Here is a 25,216-nt window from a genome sequence, read left to right as displayed (position 1 = left end):
GCTCTATCCACCCAAACCTGTCATAATAACAGCTCTTTCTTGACAGCTTTTGCTCCTATCCATGCAAACCTGTCACAATAATAAGCCGTTATCACCGATTAAAGAACCTTTCCTTTCCAAGCCCATCCAAAAACAAAACCAGCCAAATCGGCTGGTTCATTTTCTGCGTTTTATAACAGCAATCGTACATCTTGAGACGCAGACAAGCTTTTCATCTTCATCGGTGATTTTTATATCCCAAACCATGGTTGTTTTTCCCTGGTGGAGGACAGTGCCGACAGCGGTAACCAGTCCGGCCTTTTTTGCCCTTATATGGTTGGCGTTGATTTCAAGGCCGACCACCACTTCGTTTTCCTTGTCGACTAGTTCGAATGCTCCAACGCTGGCGACCGTTTCTGCCAGGGCTACAGAGGCACCCCCATGCAGCAGGCCAAATGGCTGCCTTGTACGGTCATCGACAGGCATTGTAGCGATAACCTTTCCTTTTTGCAGTTCTGTTATTTCTATTCCGAGTGAGCCAAGCAGTGTGTTGTTAAGTTCCAACTTTAATTACCTCCTTATATTTGGCAAACAATTTACGTTGGTTTCAGGAAAAACTAATACTGTCCTTCGCAAAAGGACGCATCATTCAAATGAGGTGATCCATATGAACCGAATTCGTGAAGGCATGATTCCTGCGGTGTTAGGAACTGCTGTTACAGCAGCTGGTTACGCTATGAAACAAAATCGCAAAATCGATAAAATGGTTTCAAACACTTTATTCGGTTTCGGATTGGCCCATATTGTCCTTGGGGCCATCGATTTGGTCGAACACCGGAATGAATTTTAGCCAGACAGTCAACCCTAGCATTTCACAGTAATAGAGTGTTTCTGAAGGAAGGGTTATTTTTGCTGCCCTTCCTGAAGAATTACTTCTTCAGGAACAGCTGCAGCCCTTATTTTTCTCCGGCGGTACACGAATATGATGCTGATCATCGCGAAAGCGAGTACGACCAACCAAAATTCTTTATTGTACTTCATGACTATATCCATTTTATCTCCAAATAGATAGCCTAGCACAAAAATGATTGAGACCCATACGAATGCACCACTATAGGCAAAAATAGCAAAGGTTTTAAAAGGAAGCCTGCTAAAGCCGTAAAGCAATGGCAGCAAATAGCGGACTCCTGGAGCAAAGCAGCTCAACGACAATGAAAATGCATGGTATTTCTCCATCAGCTTCATGGCAGATTCAATCGAATTCGCAAAACGCTTTTTTTTCCCTAACACCCGAAGCAGTCTTGTCCCTATTATCCTCCCCAGCAGGTAGCTGGAGGTAAAGGCCGCAGAGATGCCCATGTATGTAACCAAAAATGCAAGAATAGGGTTCAATGCTCCTTTGGACGAAGCGAGACCTACAGTCATCAGAATAACCTCATTGGGAACAGGAATGACGAAAACCCCGAACCATAACCATAAAAATAAACCCAAATAGCCATTATCTTCAATAATATTAATGACCAGCTCCAGATCCATGGGTCTCCCCCCTTCATTCCATCTTGGTTCGATTCTATTTCACGATAGAAGTTAATATGTATAACAATTCTCCCTTCTGCCTTATTTACCCTCTTTTTTTCCTTATTGAATCGCTTTTGGCTATTCCCACCCTCATACTTAGGGATTTATGTTCATACATTGAAAAAGGTCTAAAACTTACCCGTAAGGAAGGGGTAGCTACTTATGCATTGTTTATTTTTTCATAATAATAGGATAGCTGATTGGATCGGAACTCACCCAGATCGTCCGTATCAAGAAGTGAATGCAACACTATTCAGAACCTCAGCTGATAAAGCAATTGCCCTAATGGAAGACGCTAACCTTGTGATGTCCAAAATAACTTCCTCGGATTCTTTTTCCAGCGAATTAATGACTGCCGCTCAACAATCCAACCAAAAGGAAGTAGAAAGAATGATCCAATCAACAGGCATTAAGAAAAAGCCAAAAATCACTTATAACCCAGATGGAATCACAATGAACTTCGTGGATTATGCAGGTGACAAAGAATGCTGCCATATCATCACACAACTGAGATGGTTATAAGAAAGCTAAAAAAGCCGCTGTTCACTGAACAGCGGCCATATCATTGTTTTTTCATTTAATAATAAAACGGATATCCATATCCGTATCCATAGCCGTAAGGCGGGAAACCGCCGTAACCGTAGCCATATGGACGTGGATATAATAGTGCGCTGCCTAAAAGGCCCCCGAGTACTCCTCCAACAAACGGACCTCCAAAGCCAAAACCAAATGGGCGTCTGCCACCGTAGAATGGTCTTCTATACATCAAGCTACCTCCCTCATATCTTTGCCTACATTACTTCATATGCAAACAGGGAGGCTGTTGAATGGGCGTTTGTCCATTACACTAGAAAAAAAGCCTAGTCCCAGGTCATCCGCTGTTCCTTCCATGGATCTCCATACATATGGTAGCCATTCTCTTCCCAGAAACCAGGCTTGTTTTCAGAGGAGAACTCAATTCCTCTGATCCACTTCGCACTCTTCCAGAAATATAGATGCGGAATGACGGCTCTCAATGGATAGCCATGTTCCGGGGTTAGCTTCGCCCCATTATGGGAATGGGCAAGCAGACTTGTTTCTTTTAGAAAATCCTCAATCGGGAGATTCGTCGTCCAATTTTCCTCAGCATGGAGAATGACATATTTAGCTGTTTCCTTTGGACTGGCCAGCCTGGCTAGTTCCTGAGTGGATATCCCCTCCCAGACATTGTCCAGCTTTGACCAGCCAGTCACACAGTGGATGTCATTGCCAGAGGTCGTTTGCGGCAAGGCCATTAACTCTTTATATCGTAATACAACTTCGTTTTCTACTTGACCAAAAATTTTCAAGGTCCAATCATCGAGATGCTTATAATACGGCACATTGCCATAATGCAGGATAGGAAAAGAGGTCGTTACATTTTGGTTCGGTGGCACTCTGTCCGAAGGGCCCTTCTTACGCGCTTTTCCGAAATACATATTGATCACCCCTTTGTATTATCCTACAGAATTTCTTTTTTAAAATAAACAGAGCCGCCCTGCCCGAAGACAAGACGGCTTGAATTTCCTGAATTATAAAACCATCGCGGCAATCCAGCCGAAAATGATCAAAGGAATATTATAGTGAACGAATGTCGGAACAACCGTGTCCCAGATGTGGTTGTGCTGAGTATCAGCATTCAAACCGGCTGTAGGTCCAAGTGTACTGTCAGAGGCAGGTGAACCTGCGTCACCCAGTGCAGCAGCCGTTCCCACAATCGCAATCGTCGCCATCGGGCTGAACCCAAGTTGAAGGCTCAGCGGTACAAATATTGTGGCGATAATAGGAATCGTTGAAAACGAAGAACCAATTCCCATTGTAACCAGAAGTCCTACAACAAGCATTGCCAAAGCGCCCAGGGCTTTATTATTGCCAATTGCATCAGCAGCCTGCGCTACAAGCGTTTCAACGTGTCCGGTTTCTTTCAGAACGTCAGCGAAACCGAATGCAGCAAGCATGACGAATCCGATGAACGCCATCATCTTCATGCCTTCTGTTAAAAGATTATCAGCTTCACGCCACTTAATCGCTCCGCTCGCGTACACGACAAGGATACCAGCAAGCGCACCGATAATCATCGATCCAAAGTAAAGCTGGGCAGCAAGTGCTGCAACAATGGCAACGATTGAGAAAATGATTCCCATTTTGGAGTACTCACTTTTCTCTACCTGGACCACTTGATAATCCTGATAGATTCTAGGCTTTCGGTAAGATACGAAAATCGCGATCAACAATCCGACAACAAGTCCAGCAACCGGAAGCAGCATCGCTGTCGGGATATCAGCCTTATCGATTTCCATTCCGCTGTCAGCCATGTTCGTAACCAGGATGTCATGGAAAATACCCCCGAATCCAACTGGCAGCAAAATATAAGGCGCCGTAAGACCAAATGTCAATACCGAAGCAATTAAGCGGCGGTCAATTTTCAGTTCGTTGAGGACAATCAACAATGGCGGAATCAAAATCGGAATAAACGCGATGTGGATCGGAATCAAGTTTTGCGAGAAAATCGCCATTATTAAAATCAAAATGACAATAATCGCTTTAGAATACGTCTTAGCTTTCGACTCTCCGTTCTTGCCAATCATTCCGATCATCCAGTCAACCATCAGATTGGGCAATCCAGTCTTGGAAATGGCAACAGCGAATCCTCCAAGCAGCGCGTAACTTAGCGCAACCTCGGCACTGCCGCCAAGCCCTCCTGAAAAAACTTCAATCGTCTTCTCTATACTTAAGCCGCCTGTCAGCCCGCCAATCAGCGCTCCTGCAATCAATGCCAACACAACATTGACGCGAAGCAAGCTTAGGATCAGCATCGCCAGGACAGCAATAATAACTGCATTCATGATAAGTGCTCCTCTCGTTGGTTTAATATTTTTGTCTCTCATTTTACTTTAGTATGGTAAATCGGTAGAGAATTAAAATGACAAGTATTAAATTATCATAGATTTGTTTTTTGTGTCAATGGGTTTGTTAATAGTTTTTGGATTGAGTTAATTAAATATGTTTGAAGGAGCGAATAAATAAAGGTGTGTTACCTGCTATAAGTGTAAATAGAAAAACCCCAAAGCCGCGTAGACTTTGGGGTTTTCAAACTCAATTTATTCTCCTGTTTCAAATCTTTCAACTAGCAATGCCAGTGTGCGGGCCATGACGCCGGTTGCGCCTGATGGACCAAGGTCGTATTCCTTGCTTGTTGTTGCTGTTCCGGCGATGTCGAGGTGCACCCATGGAGTGCCTTCTGCAAATTCGCCGACAAACGCTCCGCCCATGATCGCATGGCCTTCTGCGCCTGGGGAATTATTCAGGTCTGCGATTTTGCTGCCACGTACACGTTCAATGTCGCGCTCGAACAATGGCAGGCGCCAGATTGGCTCTCCCGATTCATAGGAAGCCTCCAGCACTTGTTCAAAGAACTCTTCGTTGTTCGTCAATGCTCCGGATGTATGCAGACCTAACGCAGTAATGACACCGCCTGTCAGGGTTGCGATATCCACTAGATAGTTCGCACCATGATGCTTCGCGTAAGTCATTGCGTCAGCAAGCACGAGGCGTCCTTCTGCATCTGTGTTCAATACTTCAATTGTTTTGCCGCTCATTGATGTGATGACATCATCCGGTTTGAAGGCTGTGCCCGAGATCATATTGTCTGTTGAAGGAATAACCGCTACGACGTTTTGCTCAGGCTTCAGTTCACCGATGATTTCCATTGCACCAAGAACCGCTGCCGCCCCGCCCATATCGGACTTCATGCCGACGATACCAGTCTTTGTTTTGATTGAGTATCCGCCTGTATCAAACGTGATGCCCTTGCCGACAAGACCAATTACATCCTTCCACTCTTCCTTGCCTTGATACTTCAGGACGATCATTTTTGGCGGCTGTGAAGATCCCTGATTGACCGCAAGAAGCGCACCCATGCCCAGCTTTTCCATTTCTTCTTTTTCTAAAATTTCTGCTTCGAATTCATATTTCTCTGCCAGCTTCATCGCATATTCAGCCATGTCTGTAGCTGTCAAAAGGTTTCCTGGAGTATTCACGAGCGTACGAGCCGAATTCGTTCCCTTTCCGAAAATATAGCCAACTTCAACTGCTGCTTCCACTTCGCCCTCTTCGTCTGCGCTGTATACTGTCAGGCTTTCAATTCGCTTTTCAGGCTCGTTTGATTTTTGCTTGTAGCCTTCGAACTCATATGTAGCCATCGGTAACGCTTCACCTAATGCATGCGCAGCATCATTAAGCTCAAACTTTTCGCTTGTAAAAGTATCTAAAAGCACGGCTGCTTCCGTCCACTTCTCATTCTTCGCCGTCTTGAACAGGCGCCCGAATGCGTCCCTTAATGTTTCGAAATTATATTCCTTTTCATGGCCAAGACCGACAAAATAAATCTTTTTTGCGCCAATTTTACTGAAAGTATGTATTTTGGAAATTGCTTTTTTCTTAGTTGAAATGTCCCCACTTTTGACAAGTTCTGTTAGCTGCCCATCAAAAAGTTCATCGGCTTCTCCCAAGAATCCTTCAAGACCCGACGGCTTGTTGAACAAGCCAATCACCAGACACTCATGGCTGTTTGAAAAATTAAATTGATCATTCACTTTAAACAAATCATTCACCCCTACATATTTATAACTTCATTATATCGAAACTCTTAAAATATTTCGACTTCCTAATCTTGTGACAGGTACTTTCTCCTGCAATAAGTGCACTTTCAATCCTCAAGATACAAATATAAAACCGGAAGCTCTGGCAGCCCGGCAATTTCCTCGTATGGCAACCGGTCGATTTCAGCTGGGAATGTTCCCAGGCACTCTTCAATGAACGGATAAACCTTCTCTAAATCAAGTCCCCAGTATACCGGACGGTACGTTTGCAAATAGTCATGTGCTGCCTGCATCATCAGCCGGGCTCCCTTCACATTCCCATAACTGTAGTGGTAAATGGCAACACTCATTTGCAGCAGGCCTTTTAAAAACAGATTCCCTTTATCGGTCATCCACATATCTTCAAGCAAGTCATGGCAGGTATAATAATCCCCTTCGTTGAATTTAACAAAGAACTCATAATACTCATCTGGGTAGTCCGTCAAATTCTTCACCTCCATCTTGAAGTATTAAAACTATTTTATCAGACCTTGAAAATTAGCTGTAATGTTATAATTAAACTTGGGTATTACTTTAAAAGGTACTTTTTTAGAATGAGGGGGAACAGCCATGGAATTATTAACGAATTTCCCATTATGGGCTTCGCTTGCTGCAATATTTTTCGCGCAGTTCGTAAAGGTTCCAATTCAATATATTGCGACGAGGAAAATCGATTGGTCGCTTTTGACAAGCACAGGCGGAATGCCAAGTTCCCACTCGGCAGCTGTCACAGCATTGGCTACAGGTGTAGCGCTTGAAACGGGAATGGGTTCAGCCGTTTTCGCGGTCGCCGCTGTTTTTGCGATTATCACGATGTTTGATGCATCAGGTGTCCGCAGGCAGGCAGGCGAGCAGGCCATCGTTTTGAACCAGCTTGTAGCTGATTTCGGCCGATTCGCACAGGAGGCAAAAGGCTGGCAGGATAAGCCTGAAAAGGAAAAGCAAAAAGAATTGAAAGAATTGCTCGGCCACAAACCGATCGAAGTGTTCTTTGGAGGATTGACAGGTGTAATCTTGACCTTACTGCTGCACTATTTACTATAAAAGCGGGTGAATCACATGAGAGTCATTTCTTTATGTCCCAGCAATACTGAAATCATGGAATACTTAGGACTGACTGATCTCCTTGTTGGAGTCGATGATTTTTCAGACTGGCCTGATTCGGTAAAATCACTTCCCCAGCTCGGTCCCGATTTATCGATCGACCTTGACCTCGTCGAGGAATTGAAGCCAGACCTCGTCCTTGCCTCATTAAGTGTTCCAGGGATGGAAAAAAACATTGAAGGTTTGACAGCACGCAACATTCCACACATCATATTGAATCCGCAATCGTTGGCGGATATTGAGAATGATTTGATAATAACGGCAAATGCCCTGAACATGCCGGATCGCGGCCAGGAAGCAGCAGCCCAGTTCAGGAGCAGGCTTGAGAACATCAAGCAAGAATCCGCCAATGCCGATTGGAGACCGAAACTTTACTGGGAATGGTGGCCAAAACCCGTTTTCACTCCTGGCAGCATTAACTGGCTGACCGAGATATCCGAGGCTGCCGGTGCCGAAAATCTTTTCAAAGACGTTGAGCTCGCAAGCGTGCAAACGGACTGGAATGATGTGAAATCACGAAATCCGGATTATATATGCGTCGCCTGGGTCGGTGTCAGGAAGCAAAAGGTGAAGAAGGAATTGATCACAAACAGGCCTGGCTGGGAAGAACTTGATGCTGTCAAAAATGACCGGATCCTGATTCTCGAAGAAGAACTATATTGCCGTCCGTCACCACGGCTTTTGGAAGGCCTGGAAAAACTGCATCACCTTATCCATAACTAATGACAAAAGGCACTTTCCAATCACCGGAAAGTGCCTAAACTTTTATGATTTTTTACCGCTTATATACTGCTGGCGGAAAACTTGCATCGATTCATTCTCATTAAGGGCTTTTAAATCTTCTTCTGTCAGCTTACCATTGCCCATTTCGATTACATATACATCCAATGTCTTTTTACCCCACTGTTCGTATACATCTTTGACCGTATCATAGTAAAGGTCGACCTTATTCCCTTTGATTGCGCCACCTTTATCGGCAACAACACCGAATCCATATCCCGGGATGAAAAGGATTGTCCCAATCGGGAATACGTTTAAATCAGCCGCGACAGTTGAATATAAGTCACGTTTAACTTTTACACCAGAATAAGTGATTCCATACCCAGGATGCCCAGGGTTTTTGCCCGTCGATTCAATACCGGCAGTATACCCTGTCGCTATAATTTTCTTTGTCGGGTATTGTGACCAGTTCAGTGATTCCTCAAGTGTGGGCTGCTTTCCGGCAACCTTTTCACTTGAAGAAATTTTAGTCGTGAAGTCAGATACTTTTTTCAAAAACTTAAAAGCAAGTCCTATGGATTTCTTTGTATGATCAGTACTTGCGTTATCCTCTTGTTGGATTCCCGAGTTATCAAAAACATATGTAGATACAGTAGAAGCTTCAACTCCCGAAATAGATTGAAACGTAGAAGTTATAGCAGCAAAAAATAAAACTGCCATCGCTGAGCGTCTGGCCCACATTTTTAAAATATTCATATAATTTTTCACTCCTCCCAAATCTATTAATTTCCCAACGAAACAAGAAATATTCCAAAAGGAGCAAAAAAGTGCCAAAAGACCTATTTACACTTCCATTAAAAGTAAAATATTACTTTTAGTATCCAACATACATTCGATTTTATGCACAAAAAAAACCTCCAAATATTGAAGGTTTCTTGTATTAGAACATTTGATATCCTTTTTTTCGCAAAAGCCTGATGACTATACCCGCTAAAATAGCGCCTGCCAAACCGCTGCTTAAAATCAGAATGTCTGCCATTGCCAATTGTGAAAGCCGCCGTCCAAGATCATTGAAGGCTTCACCGCTATTCCTGAAATAATCAATAAACGGATACTTATCAATAATGAAAATTGCAATCAATGGATACACGACAGCCATGATCCATGACATCCTCAACAGCATATTCAGTAAAAACCCAATCCCGAAAAACAGGACAAAAAACAATAACATCGAAATGATCAGAGTGACAACCGTCATCATGTCTATATCCCCCCATTAAACATCATTTCTAGTTTACTGTTTGTCCGTTTTACAGTCAATGAAATGGTGTGACTTTCACCTTGGTCCATGTTTAGGCAAAAAGAAAAACCTCGCATTCTGCGAAGGTCAAAGATGCATTGCCTTATTTTTTTGATTTGCCGGATCCGCTGCAGCAAGTGCACGTTTCTGAACCGCCAAGCAACAGTTGGAAATAGCCTTTACCAGAACAGTATGGACATTCCTTCGAATCATGTGTATGCATTTTCATTTGAGAACCTCTCCTTTATATTATTGAATTTTCTGATAATATATCAGATCTTCATTGTTTTTGAAAAGGTTCAAATTTGACCAAAAAACCACATTGAAAACGGATACATCATATATTTTCTTTAATTATCTGTCACTTCCTCAAAATTTCAGAAAATTATAAAAATAATTTATATGCACTATAATGAAACTGCTTGCCTGGATCCAATCCCTCCGCTCCAGACAAAACTTGACCAATTGGTTTACTTAAAAGGTAGTGTAGCAGCAGCGAGGTATCGGGGTCTGCTTTTAGTTCGTCAGATGTCATGAATTTTGCATCGTATAACTCACTTTCCTCAACCGTCACCCTCTGACCTGGTAATGGTGCCAATAGAAATACGAGCATATTATCGCTGATGGACTCCCGGATTACACCAGTTCGTAAACCCAGCAGCCCTGTGATTGTACAGACCACACCTGTTTCTTCTTTCACTTCCCGGAGGACTGCCTGATCGGCCGTTTCCCCTTCATCTACGAAGCCTGCTGGCAGCGACCAGCTTCCTTTCAGACCTCCATAGCGCTTTTTAACGACCAGCCAGCGCCCAGCTTCCGAAATAACAACACCAGCGACACCAAGCCAGACATTTTCTCGTTTCCCCATTCATTTCCCCATCCAATAGCTAGTTTATACTAATATTGTAACCTATAGGATTCTGATTCGTCTTTGCATCTGTCCGCCTGGTTGCAAAGAAAAGCGCAGGCGCCTTGTTCTGCCCCGACAAGCCCTGGAGCTAGATAATTAAATAAAAAACAGACCCCAGTAGGAGTCTGTTTCCATATATCTATTATAGAACGTTGAATTTACCTTTTTTTAGAACCAATGAAGGACCGCCAATCATGTAAAGCGCACGGTTGTCGATCATCTTTTTCATGAAGGAAGCTTTTGTGCCGACCATCTTCTTGCCGAAAGCAACACCAATTGCGTCATCCTCACCAAGTGAACATACTGTACCCTTGATATCTGGTGTGAATGTCTCCATCTCGGATTTACCACGGACTAGAGCGGCAATATTCCTGGCACATACTTCACCCTGCTGCATGGCGATTTGTGCCGTTGGAGGATATGGACGGTTGATTTCTTCGTTGATGATCAATGAGCAGTCGCCGACAATGAATACATCGTCTGATCCTGGAAGGCGTAGGTCTGGCTGCACTTTTACGCGTCCGCGCATTGCTTCGATTCCTGATTTTTCAATGACAGAGTTTCCACGGACACCTGCTGCCCAAACAACTGTGCCTGCTTTGATTTCTTCGACTTCTTCTTCGCCTTTAGCAACGATGATGCCTTCTGGAGTCGCTTCTTTGATTGCCGTACCGATACGGAATTCCACACCTTTTTTCTCAAGCGTAGCTACCGCATAGTTGACAAGCTCAGGGTCGAAACCAGGAAGAACCATTGGTGCCGCTTCGACACAAACGATTTTTACTTTATGGTAATCTACATCATATTCACGGCAAAGTTCAGGAACGCGATTTGTCAGTTCACCAAGGAACTCGATTCCTGTGAAGCCCGCACCGCCAACAACGATTGTTAGGCGCTCATCTTTCTTTTCAGCTTCCGTGTTGTAGGTTGCGAATTGATATTCGATATGCTCGCGGATTTGTCTGGCTGAATTGACGTTGACGATAGAGAAAGCATACTCTTTCAAACCTTTAATACCAAAAGTTTCAGGTTCAGCACCAAGGGCAATGACAAGGTAATCATAGACAATGTCACCGTTCTCGAGGATTACACGCTTCTCATCCATTTTGATTTCTTCGACAGAACCCTGGACGAATTCAACCTTATGGCGATCGATTACATCACGCACATCATAGCGGACTTTGTCATGGTGCAAAGTTCCTGCCGATGCTTCATGCAGCCATGTAGTTTCATAGTGGTAATCATTTTTGTTAATAAGGACAATGTCAGCCTCGTTTACTCCAACAGCTTTTTGTAAACGGGTAGCTGTCATTAATCCCCCGTATCCTGCTCCTAAGATTACGATCTTTGGCTTTCTCAAAGTGATCACTTCCACCTTTTTAAAATATTTTTGGTCGAATGGCCCATCTCTATCTGCCGCCATCTTTTTCCGAATAAGTTTGTGATATTATTCACTAGAATGTTCAAAAAAATGTCCTAAAAATGTCACAAAATCTTAACATTATTGCCTACCATCCATCTTATTCTTTTTGCGTCGCATTTTCAAGCGATTGAGTTAACTTAGAAATATTCAGAAAATAGGCTGATTTCACTATTTTTCAGTATGATAAAGGTATTTTTCTATGAAATATATTGTTCCACAAGGAATGTTCTATTATGATAAGGAGTTTATTTTTACGATTTATGGTATTATAAAAATTGGAGCAATTTTACTACATAGTGAGGGGGATATGGAGTGAAAGAAGATCAAAAAGTTTATGACATCACGATTATCGGCGGGGGGCCTGCTGGTCTGTTCACTGCTTTCTACGGCGGAATGAGACAAGCATCTGTTAAGATTATTGAAAGTTTGCCACAGTTGGGCGGGCAATTATCAGCACTTTATCCTGAAAAGTACATATACGATGTTGCCGGCTTTCCAAAAGTCCGTGCCCAGGAGCTGATCAACAACCTGAAAGAGCAAATGGCGAAATTCGAGCCTGCTACTGCTCTTGAGCAATCTGTTGAAAAGCTTGAAAAGCTGGAAGATGGAACAATTAAGCTGACTACTGATAAAGAAGTTCACTATACAAAAGCAGTCATTATCACAGCAGGAAACGGTGCATTCCAGCCGCGCAGGCTTGAACTTGAAAGCGCTGCCCAATACGAAGGCAAGAACCTGCACTATTTCATAGATGACCTGAATCAGTTCGCTGGCCAAAAGGTCGCGGTATTAGGCGGAGGCGATTCAGCTGTTGACTGGGCATTGATGCTTGAGCCAATCGCTGAACAAGTAACAATCGTCCACCGTCGCGATAAGTTCCGCGCACATGAGCACAGTGTTGAAAACCTGCAAAACTCAAAGGTTGATATCAAGACTCCTTATGTGCCAACTGAACTTGTTGGTGATGGAGAAAAGATCAGCCAGATCGTTCTTAAGGACGCGAATGGCGAAGATACTGTAGCCGTCGACGTTGACGCGGTCATCTGCAACTTCGGTTTCGTTTCATCTCTTGGACCAATCAAGGAATGGGGCCTTGAAATCGAAAAGAACTCAATCGTCGTCAACTCAAAAATGGAAACGAATATCCCTGGCGTTTACGCTGCAGGCGATATCTGCACATACGAAGGCAAAGTAAAGCTGATCGCGACAGGATTCGGTGAAGCTCCAACAGCTGTCAACAACGCAAAATCCTACATGGATCCAAAAGCGAAGACACAGCCGCTTCACAGTTCTTCCATGTTCAAATAGAATTTTTGCTGGTAAGCATAAAACAAAGCAAGGTCCGCGGACCTTGCTTTTTGTTTTAGATTAACATTCTTCAGGTGTTCCTTCGCGTGTCGCTGTCTTGAAACTAGAACCACAGCCGCATGATGCGATTGCGTTCGGGTTGTCGATTGTGAAGCCGCCGCCCATTAAAGACTGCTTATAGCTGATTGTTGTGCCATTCAGCACTGGAGCGCTGTCCTTATCGACAAGGATTTTAATGCCGTGCTGCTCCAGCTGTTTGTCTCCTTCTTCCACTTCATGGGCAAAACCCATGCCATAAGATAGACCGCTGCAGCCGCCGCCTTTTACAGAAACGCGAAGGTAAGCGTCTTCCGTCTCATTTTGTTTCATCATATCTTTAACCTGCAATGCAGCATCTTCAGTAAGAATCACAATATTATCCACGATAAAACCTCCTTGATCCCTTTCTTATTAGTATACTCACACAACTTCCAATCCTCAACCAATCAAGCCGAAAAAGAATTATATTCATATTTTCCCACCGAACATCCAATTAACTTGGTATAATATACCCATACTATAATAGGGATAAGGGTAGGTGACGAAAATGACTCAAATAGAACCGCTCTATGATAAAAAATATCACTGTGAAATGTGTGAACAATCTTTTACCACCAAAAAAGTGCGTTCCCGTTTTGTGAAAGTCCTCCGTTTTGATACTGATTTCGCCCCTATTTATGCCGATGGTTTCGAAAACCCTAATTTTTATTATGTTAATGTCTGCCCGAATTGCGGCTACTCGTTTACCGATGATTTCAGCAACTATTTTCCGCCGGGCGGTAAACAGCTCATCCAGGATAAAATATGCAGTCAATGGGCTCATCATAACTATGGAGATAAGCGAACAATCCAGGAAGCTATGAACACTTTCAAACTCGCAGCTTATAGCTCGACTCTAAAAAAAGAGAAACATATCGTTTCAGCAGGGTTGTACATAAGACTTGCCTGGCTGTACCGATCAATAGATAACCACGAACAGGAAATGCGTTTTTTAAAACTCGCCCTTAAAGAATATACTGAGTCGTACAGCACCGGAGACTATAAAGGAACTCAAGTCTCAGAGCTGCGGCTGATGTATCTGATTGGTGATCTCTCAAGAAGGATTGGCCAAACGCAGGACGCGGTCCGCTTTTTCTCAAAAGTAATCGAAAAGCAGAGGCAGTCTGTGGAACCGCAAATCATCCAGCTGGCAAAAGATCGCTGGCAGGAGATGCGTGAAGAACAAACGGTTGGAAAGTGAGTTAGGTCCAATTTAGAAAAAAATGAAAAGGGCTGGCAATGGGATTCTACCATGCCAGCCCTTCCTATATTAAAACATCGGATTCTCGTCCAAATATTGATAGATATTTTCTACTAGTTCTTCGGGTGTATCTCCCACTACTGGGTCACCGTTTACAAGGGCAAACATGGACTGTGCGCATTTCCCGCAGTAACCAAGGCAGCCGTATTCAATCACATCAAGATCAGGGTCACGCTCCAGCTCCGCCCTTGCTTTTTGGGCACCGCTTGCTAGATTGCTGATACAAAATTCAATGATTGGCTTAATCATTTGTTTCACCTCTCTACTAATTTTTAATCGTAACCTTTTTATAGAAAATCGTCAATTTCCCGGGCTTAGGGCATCCATAAAATTGTTGTTATTTTGTCACAATTTCGTTATACTTTTTATGGTGATTTATTGAGCAAAAAAATATTGCAAAATAATTTCGAAAAATGTATCCGTTTACGAGTTTAAAGAGCGAGCTGGAAAAACATCATTAACTGTCTCTGAAGAGTTAAAAAGGGGAAATTCACATGAAGAATCTCGTTATCCTTGGCGGCGGCTATGGCGGCATGCGCGTCCTTAATAAATTGCTGCCGAATGACCTGCCGGAAGATGTATCAATTACGCTGATTGACCGTGTTCCATACCACTGTTTAAAAACAGAATACTATGCCCTGGCTGCAGGTACGATTTCTGACCAGCATATCCGGGTGGCATTTCCTGAGCATCCCCGCCTTCAGGTAAAATATGCGGAAGTAACAGCCATCAATCTTGAGGATCAGAAGGTTGAGCTCCAGGGTGATGACTTTGTTCAATATGATGACCTTATTATCGGTCTCGGCTGTGAAGATAAATATCACAATGTCCCAGGAGCTGACAAGTTCACATACAGCATCCAATCAATTGAAAAGTCCCGCGCGACCTACCAGGCACTTAATAATTTGCCAGCAGGTTCAACCGTTGCAATCGTAGGTGCAGGGTTAAGCGGCGTTGAGCTTGCGAGTGAATTGGCTGAAAGCCGCAAAGATTTGAAAATTAAGCTTTTTGACCGTGGCAACCATATCCTCTCAGCCTTCTCTGAACGCCTGAGCACGTATGTGGAGAATTGGTTCGATAATCACAATGTTGAAATCATCAACAACGCGAATATCACGGAAGTCCAGAAAAATGTTCTCTATAACCACGATGAGCCGATTGTATGTGACGCTATCGTTTGGACAGCCGGCATCCAGGCGAATCGACTTGTCCGCGAGATGGACGTTGAGAAAGACAGCATGGGCCGCGCAGTGGTTACTCCACAACATAATCTGCCAGGCTATGAAAAGGTTTATATAGTCGGAGATTGTGCTAGCCTTCCTCACGCACCAAGTGCACAGCTTGCAGAAGGCCAGGCAGAACAAATCGTCCAGGTTTTACAAAAACGCTGGAAAGGCGAAGAACCACCTGAATCATTCCCACCGATCAAGCTCAAAGGTGTCATCGGCTCACTCGGCAAAAAGCACGGCTTCGGACTAGTCGCCGAACGCCCGATTACCGGCCGCGTCGCACGCTTGCTGAAATCAGGGATTTTGTGGATGTATAAATATCATAATGGGTGATGTGTTGGAAACCGGGCGATGCCCGGTTTTTTATTTGTATATTTTAGAACTTCGAAAATTTGGAATCGTGGTTTTTCTCGAGTCTCAAACTGGTAAAAATCAATGAAATTTTCCAGTTCGCCAATAAAATTGTGAAAACCGCCAATAAAATTTGATTTTCGCCAATATATTTTCAAAATCGCCAATAAAATAAAAAAATCGCCAATAAAGTTGTGAACTTCGCCAATAAAGTGTTTTGCTTCATTCGATAACACCACAATTAGGCTGCAACTCAACCCTACAATTAGAAAAAGCACTCCAAATTGGAATGCTTTACGCTGGAACGTACCCATATTTCTCTAATTCTGCGTAAATTGTTTTCAATTTCGGGTTTCCTTCGCCGACGAGCTTGCCTTCGAGCAGGACGACAGGGTAGAACATGTCTTCTTCAATTACTTTTTCAGCGTAATTCTTTTTGTCTTCCTCTGATGGAGGATTGTGGATATCAACATAAACAATTTTGAATGGCTGGTCTGCATATTTGCGGCTGATCGCGGCTTCGAGCCATTCATACGTTTCTTTTGAGGATGGCAGGTTCACACAGCTTGGGCACAATACTTCTGCACCATAAACGACGATTTCTACCTCTTTACGTTCCATTATCAATTACCCCCTGTTATTTTCTTTTATTTTACTATACGATGAAAAAGATGCATAAGGAAAAAACTGTGTTCACTGGTTTTTCGGTTTTATTGGATAGATTTTTCCGGCCGATAAGATTATAATAAGTATTATGAAAGGAGTCGATTTGCATGACTGAACAGCAAATGTTTGAGCAAGTACAGGAAGTATTAGATAAATTGCGTCCATTCCTTCTTCGCGATGGTGGAGACTGCGAACTAGTTGATATTGAGGATGGCATTGTTAAACTTCGCCTGCTGGGTGCATGCGGTAGCTGCCCGAGCTCCACAATCACGCTTAAAGCTGGAATTGAACGCGCACTTTTAGAAGAAGTACCTGGTGTCGTTGAGGTTGAACAGGTATTCTAATTAACCAATAATAAAGCGGTTTTGCCAAATAGGCAAAACCGCTTTTTTTTAAGGCTCTTTTTGAGAGGCTCTTTTCTCAAACTTCTTTGCTATTGAATACAAAATTTGATTGAATTACCTATATTCCTTCGTAAAGTTGACGCTTCTTATGAGAAAAGAGCATGCAAACTTAATACCGACCTGCAAAATGGGTGTATATTACGTTAAAATCGGCTTTAGGATTTTAACAACAATATTTACGAAAACAGCCTTTTGAGAGGACCGATTTTCAAAAATCATCACCTAACTGATGACCTGCATCCTTCCTTATCAATCTGCAATCTGAAGACCTCCAACCCCACTAGATGCTGTCTCAATTTTTCCGCTACTGTTTCTCCTTTGCCGGGTTCAGCAAGGCACATAATGGATGGTCCCGCTCCGCTCAATGCAACTCCGAATGCTCCTGATTGAATGGCCTTTTCCTCCACATTTTCAAAAAAAGGCACAAGTGCTTTCCTATACGGCTGATGGAACAAATCAGCGCTCATCATCTTACCTGCGAGGGCCCAATTCTGTGTCATCAGGGCGGCAAGCAACTGATTAGCTACTGCACTTGCCTGGACACTTCGCTGAAAATCGATCACTGCGGGTAGGACATCACGTGACGTTTCTGTCAGCAACTCATCTTTAGGAACAACAAGAATCGGATCAAAATGAATCTGGTCAAGAACGGTTAAATCAACCTCATCCCCGAGTTGGCTGCCAACTACGACGCCTCCAAACAGGCTCGCACCGGCATTATCAGGATGACCTTCGAACAGAGTGGCGGCTGCCAGTTTTTCAGAACGTGTCAATTGTAAGCCGCAGAATTCATTGGCCAGTTCCACTCCTGCGACAATCGCCGCTGCACTGGAACCAAGTCCTCTCGCAAGCGGGATCTCGCTTTTTACATAGACATGGAGCGAAGGCATTTCCTGCTTGTACATTTCAGCTGTTTTCATCGCAATCTGGCAAATGAAATTTTTTTCATCACTAGGGAAACCTGTTAATGAATGAGATAAAGGCGTAACCTTCCATTTATCACTTTGTTCAGCCTGGACTTCCATGTAGAGATTCAAAGCGACGCCTAGGGAGTCAAAACCTGGGCCCAGGTTCGCTGAGCTGGCCGGAACTTTTACTGAAAGGACTTGCCCCCTCGCTATCTCAGCAGCAGCTAATGGCTCCTCGACTCCCTTCATTGCCGGACAACTCCCCTGATATAGTCGCTGACGATCCTCTCGTCATTTGGAAGCAGCACTGGTGAAATCGAGCTGATGTCGATAGCGGTTGAAGGATCTTTCAACCCATTTCCGGTCAGTACGGCAACTATTCTGGATCCAGAAGGAATTTCTCCTCGCTGTAAAAGTTTATGAATCCCTGCAAGCGATGCGCAAGATCCTGGTTCAGCGAAAATCCCTTCCGTGCTCGCCAGTTTGCTGTAGGCTTGTAAAATTTCGTCATCTGAGACGAAATCGATTTTGCCTTCTGATTCGTCACGCGCTGCGACGGCAAGATCCCAGCTTGCCGGGTTGCCAATGCGGATTGCCGTCGCGATTGTTTCAGGATGTGCGATCGGCTGTCCCTTTACAATCGCAGCCGCTCCTTCCGCCTCAAAGCCGAACATCCGCGGCAAACCAGTGCGTTTACTGGAATCGTATTCTTTGAATCCTTTCCAATATGCGCTGATATTGCCGGCATTACCCACCGGGATCGCGAGGATGTCAGGTGTGCCGCCCAGCTGGTCACAAATTTCAAACGCGGCGGTTTTTTGTCCTTCAAGCCGGTAAGGATTGACTGAATTCACGAGGGTGACCGGTTCTGTTTCACTGATTGCCCTGACCATTTTTAACGCTTCATCAAAGTTTCCTTCAATTGAAACAATACTTGCACCATACATCACGGCCTGTGCAAGTTTGCCCATCGCGATTTTCCCTTCAGGGATGACGACGATGCATCTTAATCCTGCTCTTGCTGCATAAGCAGCCGCGGAGGCGGAAGTATTGCCAGTTGAAGCGCAGATCACAGTGTCACTTCCTGCCTCCTTAGCTTTGGCGACTGCCATGACCATCCCTCTATCTTTAAAAGAGCCGGTAGGATTCACTCCTTCTACTTTTACGTATAAATCGACTCCCCATTTCTCTGATAGCTGGTCAAGCCTGATCAGCGGGGTATTGCCCTCATGCAGGGTGAGCAATGGTGTCTCGGCATTGACTGGCAAGTATTCACGGTATTCACTTAACAGCCCCCGCCATCTCATGCTCCGACACTTCCTTCGACCCTGTATGAGCTTTTGACATCCTTCACAAACTTTAGGTCACGCAGCTCCATTAGAATATCCTGGTAATCCTTCAAGGAGGCTTGATGCGTAACGACCACAATCTCCGCAAGCTCCTTTTCCTTCAAAGGCATCTGGAGGATTTTCTCAAAGCTGACGTTATGGCTTGCGAAAAGAGATGTGATTTTTGAGAAAACTCCGACTTCGTCATGGACGTGGAGACGCAGGAAGTGCTTTGAATTCACTTCTCCATCATCTTTAAGCTGTTTCTCATACTGCGGAGTGACAAAAGAACTGCCGTTTACTCCGAGGCGCATGTTCTTGACGACGCCTACAAGATCTGAGACTACAGCTGTGGCAGTTGGCAAGCTTCCAGCTCCAGGACCGTAAAACATTGTCTCCCCGACTGCTTCTCCATACACATACACCGCATTGTACTCATTATTGACAGACGCAAGCGGGTGGGTTGATGGCAGCAATGCCGGCTCAACGCACACCTCGACCTTATCGCCGTCAAGAACGGCGATGCCGAGCAGTTTCATCGTATACCCCAGCTGCTTCCCATATTGTAGGTCCTCTTCAGTTACAGTAGTTATTCCTTTGAATTTGACATCATCAAGATCAATCTTCATTGAAAACCCTAGTGATGCCATGATCGCCATTTTTCGAGCCGCATCCAGTCCTTCTACGTCAGATGCAGGGTTTGCCTCCGCGTACCCGAGCTGCTGCGCTTCCTTTAACACGCTATCATATGCCAGTCCCTCCTGGCTCATTTTCGTTAAAATGTAGTTTGTTGTGCCATTCACAATCCCCATCATCTTTGTGATTCTGTCAGAGGCAAGGCCATCCACCAGACTGCGCAGGATTGGGATTCCTCCGGCGACACTCGCTTCAAAAAAGAGGTCGCAGCCATTTTCATTGGCCACTGTTAAAAGCTCGGAACCGTGGACGGCCATCAAGTCCTTGTTTGCCGTCACAATATTCTTTTTGCTCCTTAATGCCTGAATCAAGTGTTCCCGAGTATCTTCAATCCCGCCCATGACCTCGATTACCACTTCAATCTCCGGGTCTTCCATAATATCAGCTGGATTCACCGTCAGGAGTGATGGGTCCACTTTTACCGACCTTTCTTTTTCAACATCCTGTACGAGGATTTTCTTCACTTTAATCGGGCACCCAACCTGGTGCATCAATTTATCCTGGTGGTTTTCAATAATCCTAACCACACCTGACCCTACTGTTCCCAAACCTAGAAGTCCAACCGAGATTGCCTGCATTTTCTTTTCCCCTCTCTTTGTGTCTGTTTCAAATGTACATTTGTTTTTGTATAGTAGACATTATAAATACCAGAAACAGCTTTTACAAGGAATATTTAGGGTACTTTTCCTGTGTAAACGCTTAATCCTATGTGGCTCTAAGTGTAAAAAATTATAAAAATTTTGATTATATTAAAAGTTTTTCCATATTAAAAAAATCCTTCCCGTTCATAAGGGAAGGATTTGTAGATTATTGAAGCACTTCTTTGTTAACGATTGTCTTTGGGCTGTCGCCAGTCAGGACAGCTTTAACATTTGCACCGCACAGCTTGATCATGGTTGTCCTGGTTTCAGTGCTTGCACTGCCAATGTGCGGGATCGCAGTTACGTTTGGCAGTTCCAGCAGCGGATGGTCAGCGGAAATTGGCTCTTTTTCAAAGACGTCGAGTCCTGCTGCCGCAATCTCACCATTTTTAAGCGCATCGTATAAAGCCTGCTCGTCCATAACCGGGCCGCGGCCTGCATTGATGAAAATCGCGTTTTTTTTCATTTTCGCAAAGACATCGGCGGTAAAAAGATTTCTCGTTTCCTCAGTCAATGGAGCAAGTGACACTACAAAATCAGCTTTCGTCACAAGATCCTCGAAAGAACTGTAGACAGCGCACAGTTCTTTTTCAGCCTCATGTTTTTGTGAGCGGTTATGGTAAAGGATCTCCATCCCGAAGCCTTTGGCCCTGCGAGCGACCGCTTCACCGATTTTACCCATACCGACAATCCCGATTGTCTTGCCAAAAACATCATGCCCAGCAAGCAGGTACGGACTCCAGCCTCCCCACTTGCCAGCCTTTATATATTCCGCCGCTTCGACTATACGTCTTGCGGATGCCATCAGCAAGGAAAAGGTAAGGTCTGCTGTTGTCTCTGTCAGCACGTCAGGTGTGTTCGTAACGATGATTCCACGCTTTGTTGCTGCTTCAAGGTCAATATTGTCAAAGCCGACTGCCAGATTTGCGACCACTTTGAGGCTTTCACCTGCTGATAACACTTCCTCGTCGACTTTGTCAGAGAGCATTGTGATTAAAGCGCTGGCTTTTTGGGCTTCTTTTAAAATAACTTCCCTAGGTGCAGGGATATCTTCATGATCCCACATTTTCACTTCAAAAAGCTCGGTGAGATCCACAATTGTTTCTTCAGGCAACTTCCTGGTGATATAAACATACGGTTTCATAGTCTAACTCCTTTTGAAAGCGTTTAATATAGTAGAATAATTTCATTCTACCACAAAGTCACACTTTCCTTAGAAAAAAAGCTTCGACTATCGTAACAACCAATCGACTGCCGGAAGTTTCGCTGCTTTTACCGGCGCTTCGCTAAGATGGTAAAAATGGCTCAGGAACCGCTCATGATCACTGCTTTGATTCAAATATTTCCGCAAGCGGTCTTCAAGCTGGCGCTTCGTCTGTTCCGATTGAGTTATATAGTAATTTTCGACTGTCTCATAATAGTGGAGCGGGAACAGCAATCTCGCGTAAAGCAGCCTCCACGAAAATGGCGACAGCACGGTCATTGATTGGTATTCTGCCAGGAAGTTCTTGATTTCCGGCTGGCTCGTCTGGATGTTGGCAAAATAACGATCCCTGACCCATTCAGCGAGATCCCTGCTACCGTGATCAAATACCCATTCGAAAGGATTTTTGACAAAATACGTTCCTCTCCAGACCGTATTTGTAAAGCGCTCATGGCAAACAGTGCCATGGTCAATCTTTGACGGCTTATCATCAATCTCAGTATCAGCGAGGTATTGAATGGCATTTTCAGATAGCCCCATATAATACGGAAAAGATTCCATGAACATCTTCTCAAAATCATTCTCCGGCTCAGTATAAAGCTTGCCACTCCATACCTTTTCCATCTGGTCAAGCCGTTTTTCCCAGAGCTGTTTCCACTGTCCAACCCTGTTCATGCTTTCAACTTTAAAGGGGATTTGCCGGCCCCTTGCGTGGAATTTAGCCAATTTCCTGCCAGTTCTTATTTTTTCTGGCATAGGGGCTGCGCGGTTCATCAACACGCAGTATTTTCTCCCCTCCCATTCGCAAATTTGTTTTCCTTCCTTATCCGCTAGCACCCTCGAGACATTCCGATCCCCAGTTGTTTGCATATGGTCAGCAATCCTCGCCAGCTCGCTTATCTCTTGCTCTTTTACACCGTTAGCGTCCATAATCAAATAAAGCCCTTCATTATGCTTATATCCATGATATCTTCCAAGAGATACTTCTGAATCTGCCAAAATCCCATATACTTCTTTTAACATCTTTTGAAACATATTAGCACCTCATTTCCAAGCCATTCTTTTACAAATATATGTATTGGATTGTAAAACTTGAATGAACATTACAATGAATAAGCGGCTTCATTAGGGAAATGATTTAAAGGAATGAATTCTTTCACTAAAACGGATTAAGCGGAATATTTTAGGTTAAATAGGATAAAGAGTATGAATATGATTATGCTGCAATCAAAAACAGAAAGGTGATGCAGATGTTAGAAAAGAAACGCGCCATCCATATGACAGAGGAAACTGCCCGGAAGTGGCTCCATGAACGTGGAGTTGAAATAGAAGATATCGCCGATCTCGTCTATTTCCTGCAGGAAAAATACCATCCAAACCTGCAGATGGAGGATTGTATCGAAAACGTTGAACGAGTTCTATCCAAGCGCGAGGTTCAGAATGCGATACTGACTGGAATCCAGCTGGATATCCTCGCTGAACAGAAGAAGCTTGGCGAACCACTTCAATCCATTATCGACACAGACGAAAGTTTATACGGCGTCGATGAAATCCTCGCATTTTCAATCGTAAATATATATGGGTCGATCGGTTTTACCAATTATGGATACATCGATAAAGCAAAACCAGGAATTCTAGAGAAGCTTAATGATAAGGAAGCATCCGGCAAGTGCCATACTTTCCTTGATGATATCGTCGGAGCAGTCGCTGCTGCAGCATCAAGCCGTCTTGCACATAGAGCGGCAAATGTAGAAGATTAAAAGAAAAGCGACTCGAGCTGCTCAAAGCTAACGCTTCACGCAAGATACTCAAGGAGCGAATTCGGGGATGAAAACTGACTAAGCGCTGGAGCTGGACATAAGAAAAGCGCAAGCGCCTTGGTCAGCCCCGACAAGCGCTGGATAAAAGAAGGGACTTGATGCCTTCAGCGGCTCAAGTCCCTTTTTAGCTTATCTACTTAAACTTCCCAATCGTCCAGCGAATCCACTGTATACGTTGGCATTTCTTCATACCCTTTCAGCAGTTCCCTGGTAGTTACACCAGTGTGGACGAGGAGTGTGTCCATCCCTGCTCTCATGCCTGCGAGGATGTCGGTATCGTAGTAGTCCCCGACCATAAGGGTTTCCTCTTTTTCTGTCCCAAGTACCTTTAAAGCCTGTTCCATGATCACAGATTCCGGCTTCCCGATAAAAATCGGGTCTGTTTGTGTAGATACAGCAATCACGGAAGTCAACGAACCGTTGCCAGGCAGCAGGCCCCGTTCAGTCGGGATTGCGATATCCCCATTTGTCGATATGAAGGTCGCTCCATTCCTGACCGCAAGGCAGCCGACAGCCAGCTTTTCATATGTAATGCCACGATCGATTCCTGAAACAACAAAATCAGCGTTTTCCCCGGCAAATTTCAGTCCTTTTTCCTGGATCGCTGTCTGGATTCCCTCTTCGCCAATCACATATACAGTCGCATCCTGTTTTTGCTCATAAATATAGTTGGCTGTTGCCTGGCTTGTTGTAAAAACCTGCTCCTCAGTCGTTGGAATATCAAAGGAGCGAAGCTTTTCCGCCACCTGTGCAGGTGTGCGCGATGAATTATTCGTAACGAATAAATATGGGATTTCCGTTTCAATCAGCCTTTTTATAAAATCAGAAGCCGCTTCGATTCGTTCTGATCCCCGGTACATCGTCCCATCCAAATCAATTAAATACCCTTTATATTTTTTCATATTTGATCACTCCTAACTATATCGTTCCCATGTCGTTCAAAAACGAATACTCCCATTTTATATAAGCCAGGCAATGAGTGCAAAGGACAAAGCTCACAAGACCAAAAAGCGGAAGCGCCTTGTTTAGCCTCGACAAGCGCTGGAGGGCCGACCGGCGAAGTCGTTCTTTGACTTCATTGGACGGACCGAAGCGACTCGAGGGGCTAGGCGCTGGAGCTGGATTATGAAAATCCAAAGGACCTGTTATTTATCCTTAACAGAAAAGAGACCGCAGTTTAACGGTCTCCTCTGTCATGGTTTACTTTTTAAAAGCGGATACTGGCCCTAACTCATTCGTTAAGTACTCTCTCACTTTTACTGAAAAATGCTTAAGATGAGGAAGCTCGGTCTTAAAGGTTTCGATCAGGCCGGCATGGTCTACGGCAGTATACTGCTGGACAAGCATCTTTCTGAACAGGACGATTTTTTTCAACCCTGCGCTCATTTCCTTAGTAACAACCTTTTCATCATCCAGGATATCAATAATGTCTTCATAGCTTCCCGGGTCACGCATGATGAAGCCATCGATCATTGCATTGCCCACATCAAGTACGGCTTCTACCATTGTATGCGCCGCACGCTCGAGTGCTGATTTTTCCATCGGCGTTTCCCATGGTCCATTGCTTTCAAAAAAGCCGATTTGTCTCTCTAAAAACTGCAATGTTTCTTCGATTTGATCTCTGTCGACAAAGTACATTCATTATCACCT

Annotated in this window: 32 protein-coding genes; 9 read left to right on the top strand and 23 right to left on the bottom strand. The window is 44.1% G+C overall.

The features are described from left to right. Positions 1 to 156 precede the first annotated feature (156 nt). The gene (locus TY49_RS12080) at positions 157 to 543 is read right to left on the bottom strand and encodes a PaaI family thioesterase (protein WP_041966158.1); all 387 of its coding nucleotides are present in this window, start codon (positions 541 to 543) and stop codon (positions 157 to 159) included. Positions 544 to 646: 103 nt separating this feature from the next. On the opposite strand from TY49_RS12080, the gene TY49_RS12075 reads away from it, so the two are divergent. After that, on the top strand, positions 647 to 829 hold the full coding sequence (locus TY49_RS12075) for a hypothetical protein (protein WP_041966157.1): 183 nt from the start codon (positions 647 to 649) through the stop codon (positions 827 to 829). Between the two features lie 53 nt (positions 830 to 882). Here the strand turns inward: TY49_RS12075 and TY49_RS12070 are convergent, their stop codons facing one another. After that, the gene (locus TY49_RS12070; protein ID WP_041966156.1) at positions 883 to 1,515 is read right to left on the bottom strand and encodes a DedA family protein; all 633 of its coding nucleotides are present in this window, start codon (positions 1,513 to 1,515) and stop codon (positions 883 to 885) included. Positions 1,516 to 1,719: 204 nt separating this feature from the next. Between TY49_RS12070 and TY49_RS12065 the strand changes: the two genes are divergently transcribed. After that, positions 1,720 to 2,079, top strand: coding sequence for a YuzC family spore coat inner layer protein (locus TY49_RS12065; protein WP_041966155.1), 360 nt, complete (start codon positions 1,720 to 1,722; stop codon positions 2,077 to 2,079). A gap of 55 nt (positions 2,080 to 2,134) precedes the next feature. On the opposite strand, the gene ymaG is transcribed toward TY49_RS12065, so the two are convergent. The 5 genes from ymaG to TY49_RS12040 all read right to left on the bottom strand — a co-directional run bounded on the left by ymaG (position 2,135) and on the right by TY49_RS12040 (position 6,661). Continuing rightward, the gene (gene ymaG / locus TY49_RS12060; protein ID WP_041966154.1) at positions 2,135 to 2,323 is read right to left on the bottom strand and encodes an inner spore coat protein YmaG; all 189 of its coding nucleotides are present in this window, start codon (positions 2,321 to 2,323) and stop codon (positions 2,135 to 2,137) included. A gap of 94 nt (positions 2,324 to 2,417) precedes the next feature. Next, positions 2,418 to 3,014: a sulfite oxidase-like oxidoreductase gene (locus tag TY49_RS12055; protein WP_041966153.1), complete on the bottom strand. Its 597-nt coding sequence runs from the start codon at positions 3,012 to 3,014 to the stop codon at positions 2,418 to 2,420. A 93-nt stretch (positions 3,015 to 3,107) separates the two neighbouring features. Continuing rightward, the gene (locus tag TY49_RS12050) at positions 3,108 to 4,421 is read right to left on the bottom strand and encodes a Na+/H+ antiporter family protein (RefSeq protein ID WP_041966152.1); all 1,314 of its coding nucleotides are present in this window, start codon (positions 4,419 to 4,421) and stop codon (positions 3,108 to 3,110) included. A 255-nt stretch (positions 4,422 to 4,676) separates the two neighbouring features. Continuing rightward, complete coding sequence (locus TY49_RS12045; RefSeq protein ID WP_041966151.1) at positions 4,677 to 6,179, bottom strand: leucyl aminopeptidase; 1,503 nt, start codon at positions 6,177 to 6,179, stop codon at positions 4,677 to 4,679. Positions 6,180 to 6,283: 104 nt separating this feature from the next. Continuing rightward, positions 6,284 to 6,661: a DUF309 domain-containing protein gene (locus tag TY49_RS12040; protein ID WP_041966150.1), complete on the bottom strand. Its 378-nt coding sequence runs from the start codon at positions 6,659 to 6,661 to the stop codon at positions 6,284 to 6,286. A gap of 124 nt (positions 6,662 to 6,785) precedes the next feature. Here TY49_RS12040 and TY49_RS12035 point away from each other — a divergent pair, with 124 nt between their 5' ends. Continuing rightward, positions 6,786 to 7,259 carry a divergent PAP2 family protein gene (locus TY49_RS12035; protein ID WP_041966149.1) on the top strand — a complete coding sequence of 158 codons (474 nt, stop codon included), beginning with the start codon at positions 6,786 to 6,788 and terminating at the stop codon, positions 7,257 to 7,259. A 15-nt stretch (positions 7,260 to 7,274) separates the two neighbouring features. Next, a complete protein-coding gene (locus TY49_RS12030) occupies positions 7,275 to 8,042 on the top strand; it encodes a cobalamin-binding protein (protein WP_041966148.1) in 768 nt (255 codons plus the stop codon). Positions 8,043 to 8,084: 42 nt separating this feature from the next. Here TY49_RS12030 and spsC read toward each other — a convergent pair whose 3' ends face one another. From spsC to TY49_RS12010, 5 genes are all read right to left on the bottom strand, one after another. After that, complete coding sequence (spsC, locus tag TY49_RS12025) at positions 8,085 to 8,795, bottom strand: stationary phase survival protein SpsC (RefSeq protein ID WP_041966147.1); 711 nt, start codon at positions 8,793 to 8,795, stop codon at positions 8,085 to 8,087. 184 nt (positions 8,796 to 8,979) lie between these two features. After that, positions 8,980 to 9,300 carry a YuiB family protein gene (locus TY49_RS12020; RefSeq protein WP_232310446.1) on the bottom strand — a complete coding sequence of 107 codons (321 nt, stop codon included), beginning with the start codon at positions 9,298 to 9,300 and terminating at the stop codon, positions 8,980 to 8,982. Positions 9,301 to 9,442: 142 nt separating this feature from the next. After that, the gene (locus TY49_RS24995; protein WP_158651598.1) at positions 9,443 to 9,568 is read right to left on the bottom strand and encodes a YuiA family protein; all 126 of its coding nucleotides are present in this window, start codon (positions 9,566 to 9,568) and stop codon (positions 9,443 to 9,445) included. A 156-nt stretch (positions 9,569 to 9,724) separates the two neighbouring features. After that, positions 9,725 to 10,207, bottom strand: a complete 483-nt coding sequence (locus TY49_RS12015) for an NUDIX domain-containing protein (protein WP_041966145.1) — start codon at positions 10,205 to 10,207, stop codon at positions 9,725 to 9,727. 184 nt (positions 10,208 to 10,391) lie between these two features. Then, on the bottom strand, positions 10,392 to 11,609 hold the full coding sequence (locus tag TY49_RS12010) for an NAD(P)/FAD-dependent oxidoreductase (RefSeq protein ID WP_041966168.1): 1,218 nt from the start codon (positions 11,607 to 11,609) through the stop codon (positions 10,392 to 10,394). Between the two features lie 375 nt (positions 11,610 to 11,984). Between TY49_RS12010 and TY49_RS12005 the strand changes: the two genes are divergently transcribed. Then, a complete protein-coding gene (locus TY49_RS12005) occupies positions 11,985 to 12,980 on the top strand; it encodes an NAD(P)/FAD-dependent oxidoreductase (RefSeq protein WP_041966144.1) in 996 nt (331 codons plus the stop codon). Positions 12,981 to 13,040: 60 nt separating this feature from the next. On the opposite strand, the gene TY49_RS12000 is transcribed toward TY49_RS12005, so the two are convergent. Beyond that, on the bottom strand, positions 13,041 to 13,403 hold the full coding sequence (locus tag TY49_RS12000) for a HesB/IscA family protein (RefSeq protein ID WP_041966143.1): 363 nt from the start codon (positions 13,401 to 13,403) through the stop codon (positions 13,041 to 13,043). A 163-nt stretch (positions 13,404 to 13,566) separates the two neighbouring features. Here TY49_RS12000 and TY49_RS11995 point away from each other — a divergent pair, with 163 nt between their 5' ends. Beyond that, positions 13,567 to 14,259, top strand: a complete 693-nt coding sequence (locus TY49_RS11995) for a DUF2225 domain-containing protein (protein ID WP_041966142.1) — start codon at positions 13,567 to 13,569, stop codon at positions 14,257 to 14,259. Between the two features lie 69 nt (positions 14,260 to 14,328). On the opposite strand, the gene TY49_RS11990 is transcribed toward TY49_RS11995, so the two are convergent. Next, complete coding sequence (locus TY49_RS11990; RefSeq protein WP_041966141.1) at positions 14,329 to 14,568, bottom strand: YuzB family protein; 240 nt, start codon at positions 14,566 to 14,568, stop codon at positions 14,329 to 14,331. A gap of 245 nt (positions 14,569 to 14,813) precedes the next feature. On the opposite strand from TY49_RS11990, the gene TY49_RS11985 reads away from it, so the two are divergent. Continuing rightward, a complete protein-coding gene (locus TY49_RS11985) occupies positions 14,814 to 15,881 on the top strand; it encodes an NAD(P)/FAD-dependent oxidoreductase (RefSeq protein WP_041966140.1) in 1,068 nt (355 codons plus the stop codon). Here TY49_RS11985 and TY49_RS11980 read toward each other — a convergent pair. Both TY49_RS11980 and TY49_RS11975 read right to left on the bottom strand, forming a co-directional pair. Beyond that, on the bottom strand, positions 15,869 to 16,213 hold the full coding sequence (locus TY49_RS11980) for a hypothetical protein (RefSeq protein WP_041966139.1): 345 nt from the start codon (positions 16,211 to 16,213) through the stop codon (positions 15,869 to 15,871). The genes TY49_RS11985 and TY49_RS11980 overlap by 13 nt on opposite strands. Continuing rightward, a complete protein-coding gene (locus TY49_RS11975; protein WP_041966138.1) occupies positions 16,194 to 16,520 on the bottom strand; it encodes a YuzD family protein in 327 nt (108 codons plus the stop codon). Before TY49_RS11975 ends, TY49_RS11980 begins: the two co-directional genes overlap by 20 nt. Positions 16,521 to 16,672: 152 nt before the next feature. Here TY49_RS11975 and TY49_RS11970 point away from each other — a divergent pair, with 152 nt between their 5' ends. Then, positions 16,673 to 16,909 (top strand): NifU family protein, encoded by a 237-nt coding sequence (locus TY49_RS11970; RefSeq protein ID WP_041966137.1) that lies wholly within the window; start codon positions 16,673 to 16,675, stop codon positions 16,907 to 16,909. Between the two features lie 278 nt (positions 16,910 to 17,187). On the opposite strand, the gene thrB is transcribed toward TY49_RS11970, so the two are convergent. The 5 genes from thrB to yutH all read right to left on the bottom strand — a co-directional run bounded on the left by thrB (position 17,188) and on the right by yutH (position 22,781). Further along, positions 17,188 to 18,126 (bottom strand): homoserine kinase, encoded by a 939-nt coding sequence (gene thrB, locus TY49_RS11965; RefSeq protein ID WP_041966136.1) that lies wholly within the window; start codon positions 18,124 to 18,126, stop codon positions 17,188 to 17,190. Continuing rightward, a complete protein-coding gene (gene thrC, locus TY49_RS11960) occupies positions 18,123 to 19,184 on the bottom strand; it encodes a threonine synthase (protein WP_041966135.1) in 1,062 nt (353 codons plus the stop codon). The genes thrB and thrC overlap by 4 nt, the downstream gene beginning before the upstream one ends. Further along, on the bottom strand, positions 19,181 to 20,479 hold the full coding sequence (locus TY49_RS11955) for a homoserine dehydrogenase (RefSeq protein WP_041966134.1): 1,299 nt from the start codon (positions 20,477 to 20,479) through the stop codon (positions 19,181 to 19,183). Before TY49_RS11955 ends, thrC begins: the two co-directional genes overlap by 4 nt. A 229-nt stretch (positions 20,480 to 20,708) precedes the next feature. After that, a complete protein-coding gene (locus TY49_RS11950; RefSeq protein ID WP_041966133.1) occupies positions 20,709 to 21,686 on the bottom strand; it encodes a 2-hydroxyacid dehydrogenase in 978 nt (325 codons plus the stop codon). An 87-nt stretch (positions 21,687 to 21,773) separates the two neighbouring features. Then, positions 21,774 to 22,781: a spore coat putative kinase YutH gene (yutH, locus tag TY49_RS11945; protein ID WP_041966132.1), complete on the bottom strand. Its 1,008-nt coding sequence runs from the start codon at positions 22,779 to 22,781 to the stop codon at positions 21,774 to 21,776. Positions 22,782 to 22,996: 215 nt separating this feature from the next. Here yutH and TY49_RS11940 point away from each other — a divergent pair, with 215 nt between their 5' ends. Beyond that, positions 22,997 to 23,506, top strand: coding sequence for a phosphatidylglycerophosphatase A family protein (locus TY49_RS11940; protein WP_041966131.1), 510 nt, complete (start codon positions 22,997 to 22,999; stop codon positions 23,504 to 23,506). Between the two features lie 197 nt (positions 23,507 to 23,703). On the opposite strand, the gene nucF is transcribed toward TY49_RS11940, so the two are convergent. Further along, positions 23,704 to 24,468 carry a 5' nucleotidase NucF gene (gene nucF, locus TY49_RS11935; RefSeq protein WP_041966130.1) on the bottom strand — a complete coding sequence of 255 codons (765 nt, stop codon included), beginning with the start codon at positions 24,466 to 24,468 and terminating at the stop codon, positions 23,704 to 23,706. A 298-nt stretch (positions 24,469 to 24,766) separates the two neighbouring features. Then, positions 24,767 to 25,204, bottom strand: coding sequence for a DUF86 domain-containing protein (locus tag TY49_RS11930; RefSeq protein ID WP_041966129.1), 438 nt, complete (start codon positions 25,202 to 25,204; stop codon positions 24,767 to 24,769). Positions 25,205 to 25,216: the final 12 nt, after the last annotated feature.

The sequence above is a fragment of the Mesobacillus selenatarsenatis SF-1 genome (assembly GCF_000813125.1).
Classification (GTDB): Bacteria; Bacillota; Bacilli; order Bacillales; family Cytobacillaceae; genus Mesobacillus; species Mesobacillus selenatarsenatis.
This window is presented reverse-complemented; position numbering and strand designations above follow the sequence as displayed.